The sequence below is a fragment of the Luteimonas terrae genome (genome assembly GCF_004358165.1).
GTDB lineage: Bacteria > Pseudomonadota > Gammaproteobacteria > Xanthomonadales > Xanthomonadaceae > Luteimonas > Luteimonas terrae.
Genome location: NZ_SMTG01000002.1, coordinates 83,172 through 99,710, shown reverse-complemented (window position 1 = coordinate 99,710; position 16,539 = coordinate 83,172). Strand labels below are relative to the sequence as shown.

The window sequence follows — 16,539 nt, the reverse complement described above, 5'->3', positions numbered from 1 at the left end:
CACGCGCGCTCAATCCAGCGCCAGCACCTGACGCACGAAGGGCACGGTCAGCCGACGTTGCGATGCCAGGGATGCGTGGTCGAGGCGATCGAGCAGTGCGGTGAGTGCCGGCAGGTCGCGATCGACGCGGCGCAGCAGCCAGTCGATGGTTGCGGCATCGACCTGCAGGCCGCGGCGTTCGGCGCGCAGGCGCAGCAGGTCGTGACGGCCGGCGTCGTCGAGTGCCGGCAGCGGTACGCGGATGCATTGGCCCAGGCGCGAACGCAGATCCGGCAGGCCGAGGTCGAGTGAATCCGGCGCCGCCGACGCGGTGTAGAACACGCTGCGACCGGCGTCGTGCAGCCGGTTGTGCAGATCGAACAGGGCGATCTCGTCGTCCCGGTCGCCGGCGATCGCGTCGACGTCGTCGACCGCGACCAGATCGTGTGCGTCCAGCCCGGCAGTCGCGTCGCGCAGACGGCCCGCCACGCTGCGCAGCGGGAGGTAGACGGCACGCCGGCCGAGCTTGTCGGCCTCGGCGCACAGCGCGATCGCCAGATGGGTCTTGCCGGTTCCGGACGCGCCTTCGACGTAGAGCCCACGCCGTGCGCCGGCCAGCGCGAAATCGCGCAGCTGCGGCAGCAATGCGGTGTCGTCGGCGACGAAGGTTTCCAGCCGCTGGTCCGGCGGATACCGGAGCGCCAGCGGCAGCTGGGGAGACGGACTGCTCATGCGGACATCAGGGCGCGTCGATGCCCTTGTCGTCGGTGACGATGATGACCTGGCGCGGATTCTTGCCGGCGATCTCGATCTCGGGTTTCTCGCCCGCGTAGAGACGGCTGTGCGTGTAGCGCTCGTGCGCGAAGCGCAGCAGCACGTTGATCACTGCCGCCGCGGGCAGCGCCAGCAGCATGCCGAGGAAGCCGAACAGCTGCCCGCCGGCGAGCACGGCGAAGATCACCGCGACCGGATGCAGGCCGATGCGGTCGCCGACCAGGCGCGGCGTGAGCACATAGCTCTCGACCAGCTGGCCGATCGTGAACACCACGCCGATCAGGATCAGCAGCGTCCAGTCGAAGCCCTGCACCTGCACGATCGCCGCGATCAGCGCGAGCAGGATGCCGATCGTCGCGCCCAGATACGGAATGAAGCTGATCAGGCCCGCCACCATGCCGATCAGCAGACCCAGGCGCAGCCCGACGAGCGACATGCCGACCGCATAGATCGCGCCCTGTCCCAGCATCACCAGGAACTGGCCGCGCAGGAAGCCGCCGAGCGATTCGCTGGTCTCGCGCGCGAGGCGCGTCGCGGTGTCGATGTGGTCGCGCGGAATCAGCGAGGCCACGCGCTCGACCAGCAGGTCCCAGTCGCGCATGAAATAGAAGGCGAGAATCGGCACCAGCACCAGGTTGATCACCAGCGCGAGGATCGCGAAACCCGAGCGCGAGGCATACGCCAGCACCGTCGCCGCGACGCCGCCGGCCTGCTGCCAGTGGCCGCGGATCAGTTCGATCAGACGCTCGGTGTCGAGCCAGGCCATGACCTCGTAGCCGGTGCGCTGCTCGATCCACGGCAGCGCTGTGCCCATCAGCCAGTCGCGGTACTGCGGCAGGCTGTCGATCAGAGTGACGATCTGCCGCTCGATCATCGGCACCAGGATGATCAGCACCAGCGCCAGCAGCAGCGTCATCAGCGCGAACACCAGCGTCACCGCAATGCCGCGCGAGCGGCCGCGACGCTCCAGACGGTCGACCAGCGGATCGCCCAGCCAGCCCAGCAGCAGCGCGAGCACGAAGGGCGTGAGGATCGGGCCGAGCAGCCAGACGACGTAGCCCACCGCGAAGAACACCAGGCCCCATTGCAGGCGCTTGAGAAAACGCGCGATGTCGACGTTCGCGGGATCGGTCTGGATCATCGTGCTGGCGTCCGGGCGCTTAGCGCAGGTGGAATACGGGGGTGACGCCTTCGATGTTGCCGTCGGCCTCGACGAATACGTTCTCGTCGGCCATGCGCCGGAAGCCGGTCAGGCCGGTGAGCAGATCCAGTTGCACTTCCAGACCCAGCGGCGTCGCGCGCACCGGCCGCATGCCGCGGACGACGGACATGCGCTGCAGCTGCGCGGACAGACGGATGTAGTCGGCACTGCTGTTGATGCCCGAGAACACGATCGCCTGCGTCGACGGCGCACCCGCCGGGCTGGTGCGCGCGTAGCGCTTGACCAGCGCATCGGCCGCGCCGTCGGCACCGGTGGCCAGCGTGCGGCGCGCATCGGCGCCGGTCTCGCTCCAGCGCGCGAGCACGCGGCCGCTGTCGACGAAGATCCAGTCGGCCTTCCAACCGCCCGCGCCGTCGCGATAGAGCTTGCCGATCAGCTGCATCGGCGGGTTGTAGCGGGACGAGATGCGTGCGACGGCGGCGGTATCGCCACGCCAGATCGCACCGACCGCCGCCTGTTCGGCGGCGTTGCCGCTCGGCAGGCCGAGCCGGAACCCGCGCTCGACGGCGCGGTCCAGCGTGGGACGGGCGACATTGTTCTGTTGCAGACCGACCAGACGCGGGCCGGAGCCGTCGTCGATCGCCAGCCACATCACCGGACGCGGACGCGGGTCGGGCCAGATCGGCAGGCCCAACGCGCCGGCGACGGCGTCGACATCGGCCTGGCGGAAGCGCACGACCAGCTTGGTGCTAAAGGTCGGCGATCCGCGCGAGGACACGCCCTCGTCCTGACGGTAGTCGTAGCCCTCCACGTACTGCGACGCGCGGCGCAGCTCCTGCGCCACGCCCGGGCGCTGCGCGGCGTTGCGGTCGCCCGACAGCTTGCCCAGCACCTGGGCCAGTGCGCGGGTGAAACCGGCCTCGCGCTCGGACTCGCTCTGGCTGCGGACGGTGATCTCGGCCGCGTACGGTCCGATGGCGGCCGCGCGGTCGCCCTCCATGCGCTGCGCGGACGCCGTGCCGGTCACGACGAACGTGCCCAGCAGCGCGGCCAGCAGCCAGACCATCATTGCAATCGAGCGCTTGGGGCGGTGCATCCGGCGGATCCTGGATCGGGGCGGCATCGAGGCGCGATGGTGCCACAAACCGTGTTCACGGTCCCCGTCACACGGGCGCCGGACGCACGACTGCGGCGCAGCCGGCTGCTAAAATCACCGGTCTTACCGCCGTGCGAAGGCCGCCGTGACCGCTCCCACTCCCCTGACCTACCGCGATGCAGGCGTCGACATCGACGCGGGCAACGAACTCGTCGAACGCATCAAGCCGCTGGTCAAGCGCAGCTTCCGGCCCGAGGTCATGGGCGGCCTGGGCGGCTTCGGCGCATTGTTCGACCTGTCGGGCAAGTACCGCGAACCGGTGCTGGTGTCAGGCACCGACGGCGTGGGCACCAAGCTCAAGCTGGCCCAGCAGCTGGGTCGCCACGACACGATCGGCATCGACCTGGTCGCGATGTGCGTCAACGACGTGCTGGTGCAAGGCGCCGAACCGCTGTTCTTTCTCGACTACTTCGCCACCGGCAAGCTCGACATCGACACCACGGCTGCGGTCATCGGCGGCATCGCCCGCGGTTGCGAGCTGTCGGGCTGCGCGCTGATCGGCGGCGAGACCGCCGAGATGCCGGACATGTACGGCATCGGCGAATACGACCTGGCCGGCTTCACCGTCGGTGCGGTCGAGAAGTCGGAGCTGCGCGACGGCAGCAAGGTGCAGCCCGGCGACGTGCTCATCGGCATCGCTTCGAGTGGCCCGCATTCGAACGGCTACTCGCTGGTCCGCCGCATCTACGAACGGGCCGGCAGCCCGGCAGATCTCGACGTCGGTGGCGTCAAGCTGGTCGATGCGCTGATGGCGCCGACCACGCTCTACGTGAAGCCGGTGCTGGAGCTGCTGCGCGGCGAACTCGGCCCGCAGCTGCACGCGATGGCCCACGTCACCGGCGGCGGCCTGACCGAGAACATCATCCGCGTGATCCCCGAAGGCCTCGGCCTGACCATCGATGCGAAGTCCTGGCCGCAGCCGCCGGTGTTCGAATGGCTGCAGCGCGAAGGCGCGGTCGCCGACCACGAGATGTGGCGCACCTTCAACTGCGGCATCGGCTTCGTGCTGGTGGTACCGGCCGGCAGCGTCGCCGCGTTCGGCGATGCGCTCGACGGACTGGCGCTGGCGCACTGGACGATCGGCGAGGTCGTGGGCGCCGGCGAAGGCGACCGTGTCCGCATCGCTTGAGGACGCGCTCGTCGCCGCGCGCGACGACGAGCATCTGCGCCTGCTCGCGATCTTCCATTACGTGCTGGCCGCGTTCACGGCGCTGTTCGCGCTCCTGCCAACGCTGCACCTGCTGATGGGCATTGGCATGCTGAGCGGTCACCTGTCGCCCGGCGATTCGGATGCGCGCTTCGTTGGCGGGATTCTGGTCGGCATCGCCTTGGTCTTTATCCTCGGCGGGCTCGGCATGGCGGCGCTGCTCGCCTGGACGGGGCGCAATTTGTCGAAGCGGCGGCATCACTTGGCCTGCCTGATCGTCGCCGGCCTGTGCTGTGCGATCGCCCCGTTCGGCACGGTGCTGGGCGTGTGCTCGCTGATCGTTCTGCTACGACCGGCCGTGAAGGCCCGTTTCGCGACGGCCTGACATGACGTTGCGTCTTGCGGTCCTCGCCTCCGGCCGCGGCAGCAACCTGCAGGCGATTCTCGACGCGATCGACGCAGGTACGCTCGATGCGGACGTGGTCGGCGTGTGGTCGGACCGCAGCGACGCGCAGGCGCTCGTGCGCGCCCGCGATGCCGGTATTCCCGCACGTGCGGTCCGCCCGCGCGACTTCGCCGACCGCGCCGCGCACGACGCCGCGCTGTTCGACGCCATCGACGCGGCCGCGCCCGACCTGATCGTCTGCGCCGGCTACATGCGCCTCATCGGCGCAGCCGTACTCGAAATGCGTGCCGGGCAACTGGTGAACATCCATCCATCGCTGCTGCCGGCGTTCAAGGGTCTGCACACGCACCAGCGCGTGCTCGACGCCGGCGTCGCCGAGCACGGCTGCAGCGTGCATTTCGTCACCGCCGAGCTCGACGGCGGCCCGGTGATCGCGCAGGCGCGCGTGCCGGTACTGGCGGGTGACGATGCATCGACGCTCGCCGGGCGCGTGCTCGCGCGCGAACATCCCTTGCTGCTCGAAACCCTGCGCCGGATCGCATCGGGGCGCGTGTGCTGGCATGAAGAAGGCGTTCATGCGGACGGTCGTCTGATGGCCGCCCCGCTTCAGCTGACAGCCACCGATCGCTTCGCATGATGACCGCCGTATGCGTGCCCTCCTCCCCCTGATCGCAGTCGCGCTGCTGTCCGTTGCGTGCCCCCCCCCTGCCCGTGCGGCGGGGCTGGAGCCGTTCGTCGCGACTTACGACGCTTGGTACGAGGGCAAGCAGGCCGGGGCGGCGACGATGCGCCTGCAGCCGCAGGGCGCGCAGTGGCAGATCGATCTGGGCATCCGCGGCAACCGGGGTCTGGCCGGCATCCTGGCGCTCAACCTCGACCAGGACACGCTGTTCGACGTGGTCGGCGACAACGTCTATCGCCCGCTGCGCCAGAGCACGACGCGCAAGGCGGCGGTGTTCTTCAACCGCAAGGTCGAGGGCGTCTACGACTGGAACACCGGCACGGCCCGGTGGACCGGCGACATCAGCAAGCGGCGCCGCGACCCGGTGGCGCTGAAGCCGGGCGATATGAGCGCGCTGCTCATCAACCTGGCAGTCATGCGCGATGCCGCACCGGGCGCCGCGCTGCAGTACCGCTTCGTCGACGGCGGTCGCGTGCGCGAGTACGCCTACCAGGTCGCGGCGGATACCGAACTGGTACAGGTCGGCGAGATCAGCTATTCGGCGCTGCGGGTTTCACGGACCAACGGCGGCAACGACGAAATGATCATCTGGGTTGCGGACGGCGTGCCCACGCCGGTGCGCATCCTGCAACGCGAGAACGGCGAGGACGCGGTGGACCTGCGCCTGGTCGAATACCAAGGAGCACCATGATGAAGATCCGAACCTCCCTGTCCCGACTGCTCGCGACCGCGAGCGTCGCCCTGCTCACGCTCGCCGCGCTGCCGGCGATGGCGATCGAGCCGTTCTCCGCGAGCTACCAGGCCAACTACATGGGCATGCGCGCGCAGGCGAACATGAATCTGGCGCGCGAGGGCGGCAACCGCTGGAAGTACGCGTTGCAGGTCGCCGGTGCAGGCGCGCGGCTGGAGCAGAACACCGTCTTCGAGACCAACGGCGACCAGTGGCGCCCCGTGTCGAGCAGCGATTCGCAGCGCGGCGAATCGGGCCTGGCCGCGATGCTGATGAAGAACCGCGAGCTCACCACGCGCTATGACTGGAGCGCCGGCGAAGCGCGTTTCAGCGGCGACGTGCGCGAGGGCCAGAGCGCACCGGTGCCGCTGCAGGCCGGCGACCTCGACGGCATGCTGATGAACCTGGTACTGGTGCGTGACGTGCAGGCCGGCAAGTCGCCGCTGCGCTATCGCCTGGTCGAGGACGGCCGCGCCAAGCGCCAGCTGTTCGAACGCCAGGGCACCGAACAGGTGACCGTGGGTGGCAAGTCGATGCAGGCGACCAAGGTCGTGCGCACCGACGGTCGTCGCGAGATCATCGCGTGGATCGTCGACGACCTGCCGGTGCCGGCGCGCCTGCTGCAGCGTCGTGACGGCAAGGACCACATCGACATGCGTTTGCAGGCGGTCAACTGATCCATCGGCTGCAAATAGAAAAGGCCCCGCGATGCGGGGCCTTTTCGTATCCGGACGTGGGTGTGCGTCAGGGGGCGGCTTCGGTCCGGCATTCCACGCGGATCGGTTCGTTCGAGCCGCGGTGCCGATACTCGGTGCAGCTGCGGTTGCCCGCCTTCGTCTGCACGGCGCTGATGGTGAAGAAACCCTGCAGGACTTCGCCGCGGGTCAGCTCCCCATCCTCGTTCCAGTCCATGTCCTTGAACGGCATGCCGCTGAGCGCGGCTGCGCCGGTGTAGCGCATCCAGCCGAGCGCGACCAGCACCATCGCTATCGTCACGAACAGAGCGATGCGCCGGTTCGAGAGTCGTCCGCGGAAGGCCACGTCATTTCACCCGGCGGATCTGCGCGCCCAGCCCCGACAGCTTGCGTTCGATGTGCTCGTATCCGCGGTCGAGGTGGTAGATGCGGTCGATCGTGGTGTCGCCGTCGGCGACGAGGCCGGCCAGGATCAGCGATGCCGACGCACGCAGATCGGTCGCCATCACCGGCGCGCCGCTCAGACGCGCCACGCCGTGCACGCTGGCGCTGTGGCCGTCGATGTCGATCTCCGCGCCCAGGCGCATCAGCTCGCTGACGTGCATGAAGCGGTTCTCGAAGATCGTCTCGTCGATCGTGCCGGTGCCCTCGGCCATCGTGTTCATCGCCATGAACTGCGCCTGCATGTCGGTGGGAAACCCCGGATGCGGCGCGGTGACGATGTCGACCGCGCGCGGGCGGCGGCCCTGCATGTCGATGGTGATGCGGTCGCCGTCGATGGTGACGTCCGCACCCGCGTGGCGCAGACGCTCGATCACCGCGTCCAGCGTGTCGGGGCGCGCGCCGACCGCGGTCACGCGACCGCCGGTCATCGCCGCGGCGACGAGGAAGGTGCCGGTCTCGATGCGATCGGCGACCACCGCGTGCGTCGCGCCGTGCAGCCGCTCCACGCCGCACACTTCGATGCGCGACGTGCCGGCGCCCCGGATGTCGGCGCCCATCGCGATCAGGCATTCGGCCAGATCGACGATTTCCGGCTCGCGCGCGGCGTTGTCGATCAGGGTCGTGCCGTCGGCGAGCGTCGCGGCCATCAGCACGTTCTCGGTCGCGCCGACACTGATCGTCTCGAACACCACGTGCCCGCCGCGCAGCCGCTCGGCCTTTGCGCGGATGAAGCCGTGTTCGACGGTGATCTCGGCGCCCAGCGCCTCGAGGGACTTGATGTGCAGATCCACGGGACGCGCGCCGATCGCGCAGCCGCCGGGCAGCGACACTTCGGCCGCGCCGTATTTCGCCAGCAGCGGGCCGAGCACCAGCACCGAGGCGCGCATCGTGCGCACCAGTTCGTAAGGCGCGACATGGCTGCTGACGCTGCGCGGATCCACGGTCACGCGGCCGCCCTCGACATCGTGCTCGACGCCCGCGCCCAGACCCGACAGCAGCTTGGCCGTGGTCAGCACGTCGTGCAGATGCGGCACATTGGTCACTTCGACCGGCGCATCGGCGAGCAGCGTGGCGCACAGGATCGGCAGCACCGCGTTCTTCGCGCCGGAGATGCGCACCTCGCCCTGCAGCGGGGTGCCGCCGGTGACGACGATCTTGTCCATCAGCCGGCCCCCGCGCCGCTGGCGCGCGCGTGTTCGTCGGGGGTCTTCGTGTCCAGCGCCAGCGCGTGGATCTCGCGGCCCATCAGCGCGCCGAGCGTCGCGTAGACCATGCGATGGCGGGCCAATGGCAGCTTGCCGGCGAAGGCGGCCGACACGACGAGCGCCTCGAAATGCACGCCGTCGTCGCCCTGGACGCGGACCACGGCGTCGGGCAGCCCCTGCTGGATGAGGTCGGTGATGGTCTGGGTATCCAAGATAGCTTCCTGTGGCCGCGCCGCCGGGGCCGTGAACGTCACAAGGCGCTGCGTGAAGCGCGGATGAGCCGTCTTCGCCGCCCCAGCCTGTCGCGGGGCATTCACGCCGGGAAGCGCATAAAATGAACGGCTTAGCCTAACGGAAAAGCCCAGTGCCGGATATGGTCGCGCCCGCCCCCGACGATGCCGTCGTCAGCTCCGGTTTCGCCGCCAGCGGACGCCGCGTATTCGAGGTCGAGGTCGAGGGTCTGAACGCCGTTGCGGCGCGTCTGGACGGCGCCTTTTCCGCGGCCTGCGCCCGCATGCTCGAATGCCGTGGCCGCGTGGTCTGCACCGGCATGGGCAAGTCCGGCCATGTGGCACGCAAGATCGCCGCGACCTTCGCATCGACCGGCACCCCGGCCTTCTACGTGCATCCGGGCGAAGCCGGACACGGCGACCTGGGCATGATCACCGACGCCGACGTGGTGCTGGCGCTGTCGTATTCGGGCGAGTCGGACGAGATCCTGATGCTGCTGCCGGTGCTCAAGCGCCAGGGCAACATCGTCATCGCGATGACCGGCCGACCCGCATCGACGATGGCGACGTCCGCCGACATCCACCTCGACATCAGCGTGCCGGCCGAAGCCTGCCCGCTGGCGCTGGCGCCGACGGCCAGCACCACCGCCTCGCTGGCCATGGGCGATGCGCTGGCGGTCGCGTTGCTGGAGGCGCGCGGCTTCACCGCCGACGACTTCGCCCGCTCGCATCCGGCCGGCGCGCTCGGCCGACGTCTGCTGCTGCACATCCGCGACGTCATGCACGGCGGCGACGAGATCCCGGCGATCGCCGCGGACGCGTCGCTGGCCGACGCGCTGATGGAAATGAGCCGCAAGCGCCTGGGCATGACCGTGATCGTCGACGACCAGCGCCGCCTGATCGGCCTGTATACCGATGGCGACCTGCGCCGCACCCTGACCGATCCCGCGGTCGATGTCCGCAACGCGCGCATCGCCGATGTCATGACCCGCGACCCGTTCGCGATTTCCGCCGACGCGCTCGCCGTCGAGGCGGCGCGCCTGATGGAAACCCGCAAGATCACCATGCTGCCGGTGGTGGACGGCGAGCGCCGCGTGGTCGGCGCGCTGAACATCCAGGACCTGCTGCGCGCCCGCGTGGTCTGAGCAGGTGCCCATTCACGTCATGCCCGATACCTTCGAAACAATGCCTCACCCGCCCACTCCCTTCGCCGATGTGCCTGCCGCGATCCTCGACCGCGCGGCGCGCGTGCGTCTGGCGTGCTTCGACGTCGACGGCACGCTGACCGACGGCAGCCTCGGCTTCGACAGCGAGGGCCGCGAGATCAAGACCTTCCACGTGCACGACGGCCAGGGCCTGGTGCTGCTGCGCAAGTCGGGCATCACGGTGGCGCTGGTGACCGCGCGCAAGGGCGGCATCGTCGAGCGCCGCGCCGAAGACCTCGGCGTCCAGGCGCACGTGCACGTCGCCGACAAGCGCGAGCGTGTCGAGTCGCTGTGCGCATCGCTGGGCATCGGCCTGGACGAGGTGGCCTTCATGGGCGACGACCTGGCCGATGTTGGCGTCATGCGCGCGGTCGGCCTGGCGGTGTCGCCCGCGGACGCGCACGCCTGCGCCGGCGACAGCGCGCACTGGCGGACCCGTGCCAACGGTGGCCGCGGCGCCGGGCGTGAACTCTGCGATCTAATCCTGCACGCGCAGGGTCGTCTGGCCGGCATCCACGCCGACGGACGGGTCTCGTGAACTGGCGCCTCGTCCTGACGGTCGTGCTGCTGGCCGGCGCCCTGCTGTCGGGCTGGTCGGCCTGGCGTCAGAAGGACAGCATCGTCGCCGACGGTCCGGCCGACGGCCGCACCGATTACCTGCTGCGCGACTTCGACATCGTGGCGCTCGACAGCGACGGCCACGAGGCGTTCTCGCTGCAGGCACCCGAACTGCAGCAGACGCCCGGTGCGCGCACGCTCGAACTGGTCACGCCGCTGTTCCACGTGCCCGAGAAGGAAGGCGACGGGCGCTGGGAAATCCGCTCGCAGACCGGCTGGGTGTCGGAGAACAACGAGGAAGTGCGGCTGCGCGGCGCGGTCACCGCCGACAGTCCGCCGGGCAGCGCGCGGCCCATGCGCATGCGCACCGATTCGCTCAACGTGTTTCCCCAGCGCAACCAGGCCACCTCCGACGCCGTCGTCGACGTCGAACAACCCGGTTCTACAATGCAAGGCACCGGCATGCGCGCCGACCTCGATTCCGGACGGATCGAGCTTCTTTCCAAGGTGAGATTCCGCAATGAACCGAATTCCCGCCGCTAGTCTGCTGCTCGTCGCCGCGCTGGCCGTGCCGTTCGGCGCGTCGGCGAAGACGTCCGACCGCAACCAGACGCTTGGCGTCGATGCGGACACGAGCGATTGCTCGACCGACGAGCGCGCGCCCTGCCTGTTCACCGGCAATGTCGAGATCACCCAGGGCACGCTCGAGATCAAGGCCGCGCGCGTGGACGTGCGCCGCAGCAACGGCCAGATCCAGCGCACGCTGCTGACCGGCTCGCCGGTGCGGATGAGGCAGCAGATGGACGACGGTTCCTGGGTCGATGCGACTGCTGCGCAGGCCGACTACACCCTCACCAACGACACGGTCGTGCTGACCGGCAATGCCGTGGTCAACCAGCCGGGCCAGGGCAAGATCGAAGGCCAGCGCATCGTCTACAACATGTCGACCGGCCGCGTGCAGGGCGGCGGCGAGGGCCAGGGCCGCGTGCGCATGCAGTTCCAGCCGCGCAACCAGGGCCAGCAGCCCGCGCAGCAGCCGGCACCGGCAGCACGGGGCGGCCGCTGATGCTCGTCGCCGAAGGTCTGCGCAAGCGCTACAAGCAGCGCGAGGTCGTCAAGGAATTCGGGCTGACGCTCGAATCGGGCGAGGTCGTGGGCCTGCTCGGCCCCAACGGCGCCGGCAAGACGACCTGCTTCTACATGATCGTCGGTCTGGTGCCTGCGGATGCCGGGCGCATCGTGCTCGACGGCCACGACATCACCGCCGAACCGATGTACACGCGCGCCAAGCGCGGCGTCGGCTATCTGCCCCAGGAACCGTCGGTGTTCCGCAAGCTCAGCGTCGCCGACAACATCATGCTGGTGCTGGAGCTGCGCGAGGATCTCGACAAGGTCGGCCGCCAGAAGGCGCTTGCCGACCTGATGGACGAGCTGCAGATCACCCACGTTGCCGACCAGGCCGGCGCCAGCCTGTCGGGCGGCGAGCGTCGTCGTGTCGAGATCGCCCGCGCACTCGCCGCCAACCCGCGGATGATGCTGCTCGACGAACCCTTCGCCGGCGTCGATCCGATCTCGGTCGGCGAGATCCAGCGCATCGTCACCCACCTCAAGGAACGCGGCATCGGCGTGCTGATCACCGACCACAACGTCCGCGAGACCTTGGGGATCTGTGACCGGGCGTATATCCTCAGTGACGGCGGCGTACTGGCACAGGGAGCTCCGGACGCGCTGCTGGCCAATCCCGATGTGCGTCGCGTCTACCTGGGGGAATCCTTCCGTCTGTAGTCGGCGCACGCATCCGGTCAGGGAGTTCCGGGGACGATGAAGCCAAGACTGCAGACATCGCTGGGGCAGCATCTCGTTCTGACGCCGCAGTTGCGTCAGGCGCTGCACCTGCTGCAGTTGTCGACGGTGGAACTGGAAACCGAGATCGCCGCGGCGGTCGAGAGCAACCCGCTGCTCGACTGGGAAGAACCCGAAGCGATCAGCACGCAACCGTTGTCCGAGCGCGCCAGCGCCCAGGACGCACGCGCCGAGCGCGAGGCCGAGCGCCGCGACGGCGACGGCGGTGACGCCCACGACGGCGAAGCGCCGCAGGCCTGGGACGGCGACGACGGCTGGTACGAGCGCACGTCGGGCACCGGCAGTGGCGGCCAGGGTGGCGATTTCGATGGTGACGGCGATCCGGCGGACCGCATGGTCCAGTCCGAAAGCCTGCGCGACCATCTGTCCTGGCAACTGCATCTGAGCACGATGTCGTCGCGCGACCGCAGCATCGGCATCGCCCTGATCGATGCGATCGACGAAGACGGTTACCTGCGCGAATCGCTCGACGACATTGCCGCCGCGCTGCTGCCCGAGATCCGCGCCGATGCCGGGGAGATCGCGACGATGCTGTGCCGCGTGCAGCGCTTCGACCCGGTCGGTGTCGGCGCGCGCGACCTCGGCGAATGTCTGCGCCTGCAGCTCGAACCGCTCTCGTCCGACACGCCCGGCCGCGCCGTCGCGCTGCAGGCCGCGCGCGATCACATCGAACGCCTGCCCAAGCTCGGCGCCAGCGGCCTGGCCGACGCGCTTCGCTGCCCGGTCGAGGAAGCGGCGACCGCCCTGCAGCTGCTGCGCAGCCTCGATCCGCGCCCCGGTGCGCAGCTGGGCAACGTGCCGCACGACAACTACGTCACGCCCGACTGCGTGATCACCCGCCAGAACGGCGTGTGGCGCGTCGCGCTCGCCAGCTCGCATGCGCCGCGCCTCACCATCCACCGCGGGTACGAGCAGCTGATCCAGCATGCGGGATCGAGCGACGCGGGCTATCTCAAGGGCCGCCTGCAGGAAGCGCGCTGGCTGCTGAAGAACATCGAGGCGCGCGGTGAGACCCTGCTCAAGGTCGTGCGCTGCCTGGTGCGGCAGCAGTCCGGTTTCCTTGAGTTCGGCAAGCGCGCCCTGCGCCCGCTGACCCTGCGCGAAGTCGCCGAGGAAATCGGCATGCACGAATCGACCGTGTCGCGCGCGGTTGCCCGCAAGTACGTGCACACGCCGCGCGGCACGCTGTCGCTGAAGGACTTCTTCGACTCGGGCGTCGGCACCGAGGGCGGCGGCGAGGCGTCGAGCACGGCGATCCAGCAGATGATCCGCAGCCTGGTCGATGCCGAGGACCCGCGCAAGCCGCTGTCCGACGCCCGCCTGACCGAGCTGCTGAATGCCGCCGGCGTCCAGTTGGCGCGGCGTACGGTCGCCAAATACCGCGAGGCCATGCACATCGCTTCGTCGCACGAGCGCGTTCGCATCGCCTGAACTTCCCGTTGCCTACGGTGGTCCCAGAGACGTGACGGACGGCGCTTGCACCGCGTCCCCGCCGCGCTACTCTGGACCCGATCGCCCGCGGTGGTCGCGGGTGGGTCCTTCCCGAACCGTAGAAGGAGGTTGCCGATGCATGTCGAGACCCATGGCCACCAGATCGAGGTGACGCCCGCGTTGCGCGAGTACACGGAGACCAAGCTGCAGAAGCTTGGCAAGCACTTCGACCGACCGCTCGAGGTCAAGACCCAGCTCAGCCTCGACAAGCCGCACCACAAGGCCGAGGCCACCGTGATCATCGCCGGCAAGACCCTCCATGCCGACGCCAGTGCGGCCGACATGTACGCCGCGATCGACCAGCTTGCCGACAAGCTCGACCGCCTGCTGGTCAAGCACCGCAAGAAGGTCGTCGACCATCACCGCGGCGAGAGCCCTGCACGCGACGGCACTTTCGGCTAGGCTTCAGCTCCCCTCGGAACCGCCTGCGGGCACGCGCGGCATGTCCTTTTCCGATCTGCTCTCGGCCGACCGCATCGTGATGCTGGTCGCGCCCGGTTCCCGCGATGTCGTACTGGACTCCGCCGCGCGCCTGCTTGCCGGCAACTCGCCCACGCTGACTCCGCTGCTCGGCCACGCACTGCGTGAGCGCGAGCAGTTGGGCAGCACGGGCATCGGGCGTGGCGTTGCGATTCCGCACGCACGGAGCACCGCGTTCCGCGAACCGCGCGCCGCCTTCCTGCGGCTCTCGCACCCCATCGATTTCAGCGCCGCCGACGGCCAGCCGGTCGATCTGGTATTCGCGATGTGCGTGCCCGATCACCAGGTCGAGCAGCATCTGCAGACGTTATCGGGCCTCGTCGAGCGCTTCTCCGATGCCGAGTTTCGCGACGCGTTGCGCGAGGCGTCCGATCTGCCGCGCCTGCGCGGCCTGCTGCTCGACGCCGCCACGGCGCGGGCATGAACGCGAGCATCCAGGCCCAGGAGCTGTTCACGCAGCTGCACGACCGTCTGAGCCTGCGCTGGCTGGCCGGCCAGCACGGCGCGCGGCGTGCCGTCGAGTCGGTCGAGACCATCGCCCGTCGCCCATCGCTCGCCGGCTATCTCAACATCATCTATCCCAACAAGGTACAGATCCTCGGCACCGAGGAACTGGCCTGGCTGGACGGCCTGGATTCGCGCCTGCGCTGGGAAACCATCGAGCGCATCGTCCAGTACCGCCCGCTCGCGCTGGTCATCAGTAAGGACCAGCCCTGCCCCGAGGACCTGCGCGAGGCGGCCGAGGAATCGCAGACGCCGTTGTGGAGTTCGCCCAATCGCGGCCATGAACTGCTCAACCTGCTGCAGTACCACCTCGCCCGCCAGCTGGCGCCGCGCATCACCCTGCATGGCGTCTTCATGGAGGTGTATTCGATCGGCGTGCTGATCACCGGCGAGTCGGGCTCGGGCAAGAGCGAACTCGCGCTCGAGCTGATCACGCGCGGCCACCGTCTGGTCGCCGACGACGCGCCGGAGTTCACCCAGATCGCGCCCGACGTGCTCGATGGCACCTGTCCCGAACTGCTGCAGGACCTGCTGGAACTGCGCGGCCTGGGCGTGCTCAACATCCGCGAGATGTTCGGCGACACGGCGGTCAAGCGGAACAAGTACCTGCGGCTGATCATCCACCTCAGCCGGCCCAATGCCGACACGATGGCCGGCGATGGCGACGGCATGGTGCGCCTGACCGGCGACCTCGGCGTCCGTCGCGTGCTCGACCTCGACGTACCGCTGATCACCCTGCCGGTGATGCCGGGCCGCAACCTCGCCGTCCTGGCCGAGGCGGCGACGCGCACCCACATCCTGCGCACCAAGGGTCTCGACCCGGCCGCGGCCTTCCTCGCGCGGCATTCGCAGTTCCTCGAGCGGGGCGCGCCATGAACGATGCGTCGCCGCCGCTGTTCTACGTGGTCAGCGGCCTGTCGGGCAGCGGCAAGTCGGTGGCGCTGCGCACGTTCGAGGATCTCGACTTCTATTGCGTCGACAATCTGCCGGCCGGCATGCTCGCCGACTTCGTCGCCAACCTCACCCGCGCCGACGAGCCGCCCAGGCGCCTCGCGGTTGGGATCGACGTGCGCAACCGGCACACGGATCTGTCGAAGGTGCCGAGCTGGCTGTCGGGCGTGGGCGCGCTGGGCCTGGATCCGCGACTGGTGTTCTTCGAGACCGGCGACGAAGTGTTGCTGCGGCGATTCGCCGACACCCGCCGGCGCCATCCGCTGAGCCGCGTGGGCCTGTCGCTGGCCGATGCGATCGCGCTCGAGCGCACCTTGCTGCGGCCGCTCCGCAGCCTTGCCGACACGGTCATCGACACCAGCGATCTCAACGTCCATCAGCTGCGCCGGCGCATCCTCACCGAGCTCGATCTGGCCCAGGACCAGTCGGTCTCGCTGCTGTTCGAATCCTTCGCCTACCGGCGCGGCGTGCCGGCCGATGCGGACTTCGTCTTCGACGCCCGGATGCTGCCCAACCCGCACTGGGACCCGCGGCTGCGACCGCTGTCGGGACGCGATGCGGATGTGCGCACCTGGTTCGAGGCGCAAACGGATGTCGGCGAGTTCCTCGCGCAGGTCGCGCAGTTTCTCGACAACTGGCTGCCGCGCCTGCGCAGCGACACGCGCAGCTACGTGACCGTCGCCTTCGGCTGCAGCGGGGGCCGGCACCGTTCGGTGTATCTGGCCGAAAGCATGGCGCGCCACGCGCGCGAACAGGGCTGGCGCGACGTCGCGACCTGGCATCGCGAACTCGACTGACGCGCCATCACGATGCAACGATCGCACGTCGCATCGCGCGCGGATGCATCGTGTCGCCGGCGACGCTTCCGGCTGATCCC

At 69.3% G+C, this 16,539-nt stretch carries 21 protein-coding genes; 15 read left to right on the top strand and 6 right to left on the bottom strand.

From position 1 onward, the window contains the following. Positions 1-9: 9 nt before the first annotated feature. The 3 genes from hda to E2F49_RS00555 are packed head-to-tail and all read right to left on the bottom strand — an operon-like array spanning position 10 to position 3,011. The gene (gene hda, locus E2F49_RS00565; RefSeq protein ID WP_133392182.1) at positions 10-711 is read right to left on the bottom strand and encodes a DnaA regulatory inactivator Hda; all 702 of its coding nucleotides are present in this window, start codon (positions 709-711) and stop codon (positions 10-12) included. A 7-nt stretch (positions 712-718) separates the two neighbouring features. Continuing rightward, positions 719-1,894: an AI-2E family transporter gene (locus tag E2F49_RS00560; protein ID WP_133392181.1), complete on the bottom strand. Its 1,176-nt coding sequence runs from the start codon at positions 1,892-1,894 to the stop codon at positions 719-721. Between the two features lie 19 nt (positions 1,895-1,913). Next, complete coding sequence (locus E2F49_RS00555) at positions 1,914-3,011, bottom strand: DUF2066 domain-containing protein (RefSeq protein WP_243713338.1); 1,098 nt, start codon at positions 3,009-3,011, stop codon at positions 1,914-1,916. Between the two features lie 145 nt (positions 3,012-3,156). Between E2F49_RS00555 and purM the strand changes: the two genes are divergently transcribed. Genes purM through E2F49_RS00530 form a run of 5 tightly spaced genes read left to right on the top strand, consistent with a single transcriptional unit; the run spans position 3,157 to position 6,713 of the window. Continuing rightward, the gene (gene purM, locus E2F49_RS00550) at positions 3,157-4,200 is read left to right on the top strand and encodes a phosphoribosylformylglycinamidine cyclo-ligase (protein WP_133392180.1); all 1,044 of its coding nucleotides are present in this window, start codon (positions 3,157-3,159) and stop codon (positions 4,198-4,200) included. Next, positions 4,115-4,603, top strand: a complete 489-nt coding sequence (locus E2F49_RS00545; RefSeq protein WP_425481322.1) for a hypothetical protein — start codon at positions 4,115-4,117, stop codon at positions 4,601-4,603. The genes purM and E2F49_RS00545 overlap by 86 nt, the downstream gene beginning before the upstream one ends. Position 4,604: 1 nt before the next feature. Next, on the top strand, positions 4,605-5,261 hold the full coding sequence (gene purN, locus E2F49_RS00540; RefSeq protein WP_133392179.1) for a phosphoribosylglycinamide formyltransferase: 657 nt from the start codon (positions 4,605-4,607) through the stop codon (positions 5,259-5,261). Positions 5,262-5,271: 10 nt separating this feature from the next. Further along, positions 5,272-5,997, top strand: a complete 726-nt coding sequence (locus E2F49_RS00535) for a DUF3108 domain-containing protein (RefSeq protein ID WP_133392178.1) — start codon at positions 5,272-5,274, stop codon at positions 5,995-5,997. Further along, positions 5,997-6,713: a DUF3108 domain-containing protein gene (locus E2F49_RS00530; RefSeq protein ID WP_243713337.1), complete on the top strand. Its 717-nt coding sequence runs from the start codon at positions 5,997-5,999 to the stop codon at positions 6,711-6,713. Before E2F49_RS00535 ends, E2F49_RS00530 begins: the two co-directional genes overlap by 1 nt. A 67-nt stretch (positions 6,714-6,780) precedes the next feature. Here E2F49_RS00530 and E2F49_RS00525 read toward each other — a convergent pair whose 3' ends face one another. From E2F49_RS00525 to E2F49_RS00515, 3 genes are all read right to left on the bottom strand, one after another. Beyond that, on the bottom strand, positions 6,781-7,017 hold the full coding sequence (locus tag E2F49_RS00525; RefSeq protein ID WP_133392176.1) for an EF-hand domain-containing protein: 237 nt from the start codon (positions 7,015-7,017) through the stop codon (positions 6,781-6,783). A 61-nt stretch (positions 7,018-7,078) separates the two neighbouring features. Further along, entirely contained in the window at positions 7,079-8,338 is a 1,260-nt protein-coding gene (gene murA / locus E2F49_RS00520; protein WP_133392175.1) for a UDP-N-acetylglucosamine 1-carboxyvinyltransferase, read from the bottom strand. Further along, complete coding sequence (locus E2F49_RS00515) at positions 8,338-8,592, bottom strand: BolA family protein (protein WP_055249750.1); 255 nt, start codon at positions 8,590-8,592, stop codon at positions 8,338-8,340. The genes murA and E2F49_RS00515 overlap by 1 nt, the downstream gene beginning before the upstream one ends. 161 nt (positions 8,593-8,753) lie before the next feature. Between E2F49_RS00515 and E2F49_RS00510 the strand changes: the two genes are divergently transcribed. The 10 genes from E2F49_RS00510 to rapZ all read left to right on the top strand — a co-directional run bounded on the left by E2F49_RS00510 (position 8,754) and on the right by rapZ (position 16,459). Beyond that, the gene (locus E2F49_RS00510; protein WP_055246995.1) at positions 8,754-9,755 is read left to right on the top strand and encodes a KpsF/GutQ family sugar-phosphate isomerase; all 1,002 of its coding nucleotides are present in this window, start codon (positions 8,754-8,756) and stop codon (positions 9,753-9,755) included. 40 nt (positions 9,756-9,795) lie between these two features. Beyond that, the gene (locus E2F49_RS00505) at positions 9,796-10,353 is read left to right on the top strand and encodes a KdsC family phosphatase (protein ID WP_055249749.1); all 558 of its coding nucleotides are present in this window, start codon (positions 9,796-9,798) and stop codon (positions 10,351-10,353) included. After that, positions 10,350-10,916 carry an LPS export ABC transporter periplasmic protein LptC gene (lptC, locus tag E2F49_RS00500; RefSeq protein WP_165971079.1) on the top strand — a complete coding sequence of 189 codons (567 nt, stop codon included), beginning with the start codon at positions 10,350-10,352 and terminating at the stop codon, positions 10,914-10,916. Before E2F49_RS00505 ends, lptC begins: the two co-directional genes overlap by 4 nt. Beyond that, positions 10,894-11,439 carry a lipopolysaccharide transport periplasmic protein LptA gene (gene lptA, locus E2F49_RS00495; protein ID WP_133392173.1) on the top strand — a complete coding sequence of 182 codons (546 nt, stop codon included), beginning with the start codon at positions 10,894-10,896 and terminating at the stop codon, positions 11,437-11,439. The genes lptC and lptA overlap by 23 nt, the downstream gene beginning before the upstream one ends. Next, positions 11,439-12,158, top strand: coding sequence for an LPS export ABC transporter ATP-binding protein (lptB, locus tag E2F49_RS00490; protein WP_133392172.1), 720 nt, complete (start codon positions 11,439-11,441; stop codon positions 12,156-12,158). The genes lptA and lptB overlap by 1 nt, the downstream gene beginning before the upstream one ends. Positions 12,159-12,194: 36 nt before the next feature. Then, positions 12,195-13,667: an RNA polymerase factor sigma-54 gene (locus E2F49_RS00485; RefSeq protein WP_133392171.1), complete on the top strand. Its 1,473-nt coding sequence runs from the start codon at positions 12,195-12,197 to the stop codon at positions 13,665-13,667. Between the two features lie 135 nt (positions 13,668-13,802). Next, a complete protein-coding gene (gene hpf, locus E2F49_RS00480; RefSeq protein WP_055246985.1) occupies positions 13,803-14,129 on the top strand; it encodes a ribosome hibernation-promoting factor, HPF/YfiA family in 327 nt (108 codons plus the stop codon). 40 nt (positions 14,130-14,169) lie between these two features. Next, entirely contained in the window at positions 14,170-14,631 is a 462-nt protein-coding gene (locus E2F49_RS00475; protein ID WP_133392170.1) for a PTS sugar transporter subunit IIA, read from the top strand. Then, the gene (gene hprK / locus E2F49_RS00470; RefSeq protein WP_133392169.1) at positions 14,628-15,587 is read left to right on the top strand and encodes an HPr(Ser) kinase/phosphatase; all 960 of its coding nucleotides are present in this window, start codon (positions 14,628-14,630) and stop codon (positions 15,585-15,587) included. Before E2F49_RS00475 ends, hprK begins: the two co-directional genes overlap by 4 nt. Further along, positions 15,584-16,459, top strand: a complete 876-nt coding sequence (gene rapZ, locus E2F49_RS00465) for an RNase adapter RapZ (protein WP_055246979.1) — start codon at positions 15,584-15,586, stop codon at positions 16,457-16,459. The genes hprK and rapZ overlap by 4 nt, the downstream gene beginning before the upstream one ends. Positions 16,460-16,539: the final 80 nt, after the last annotated feature.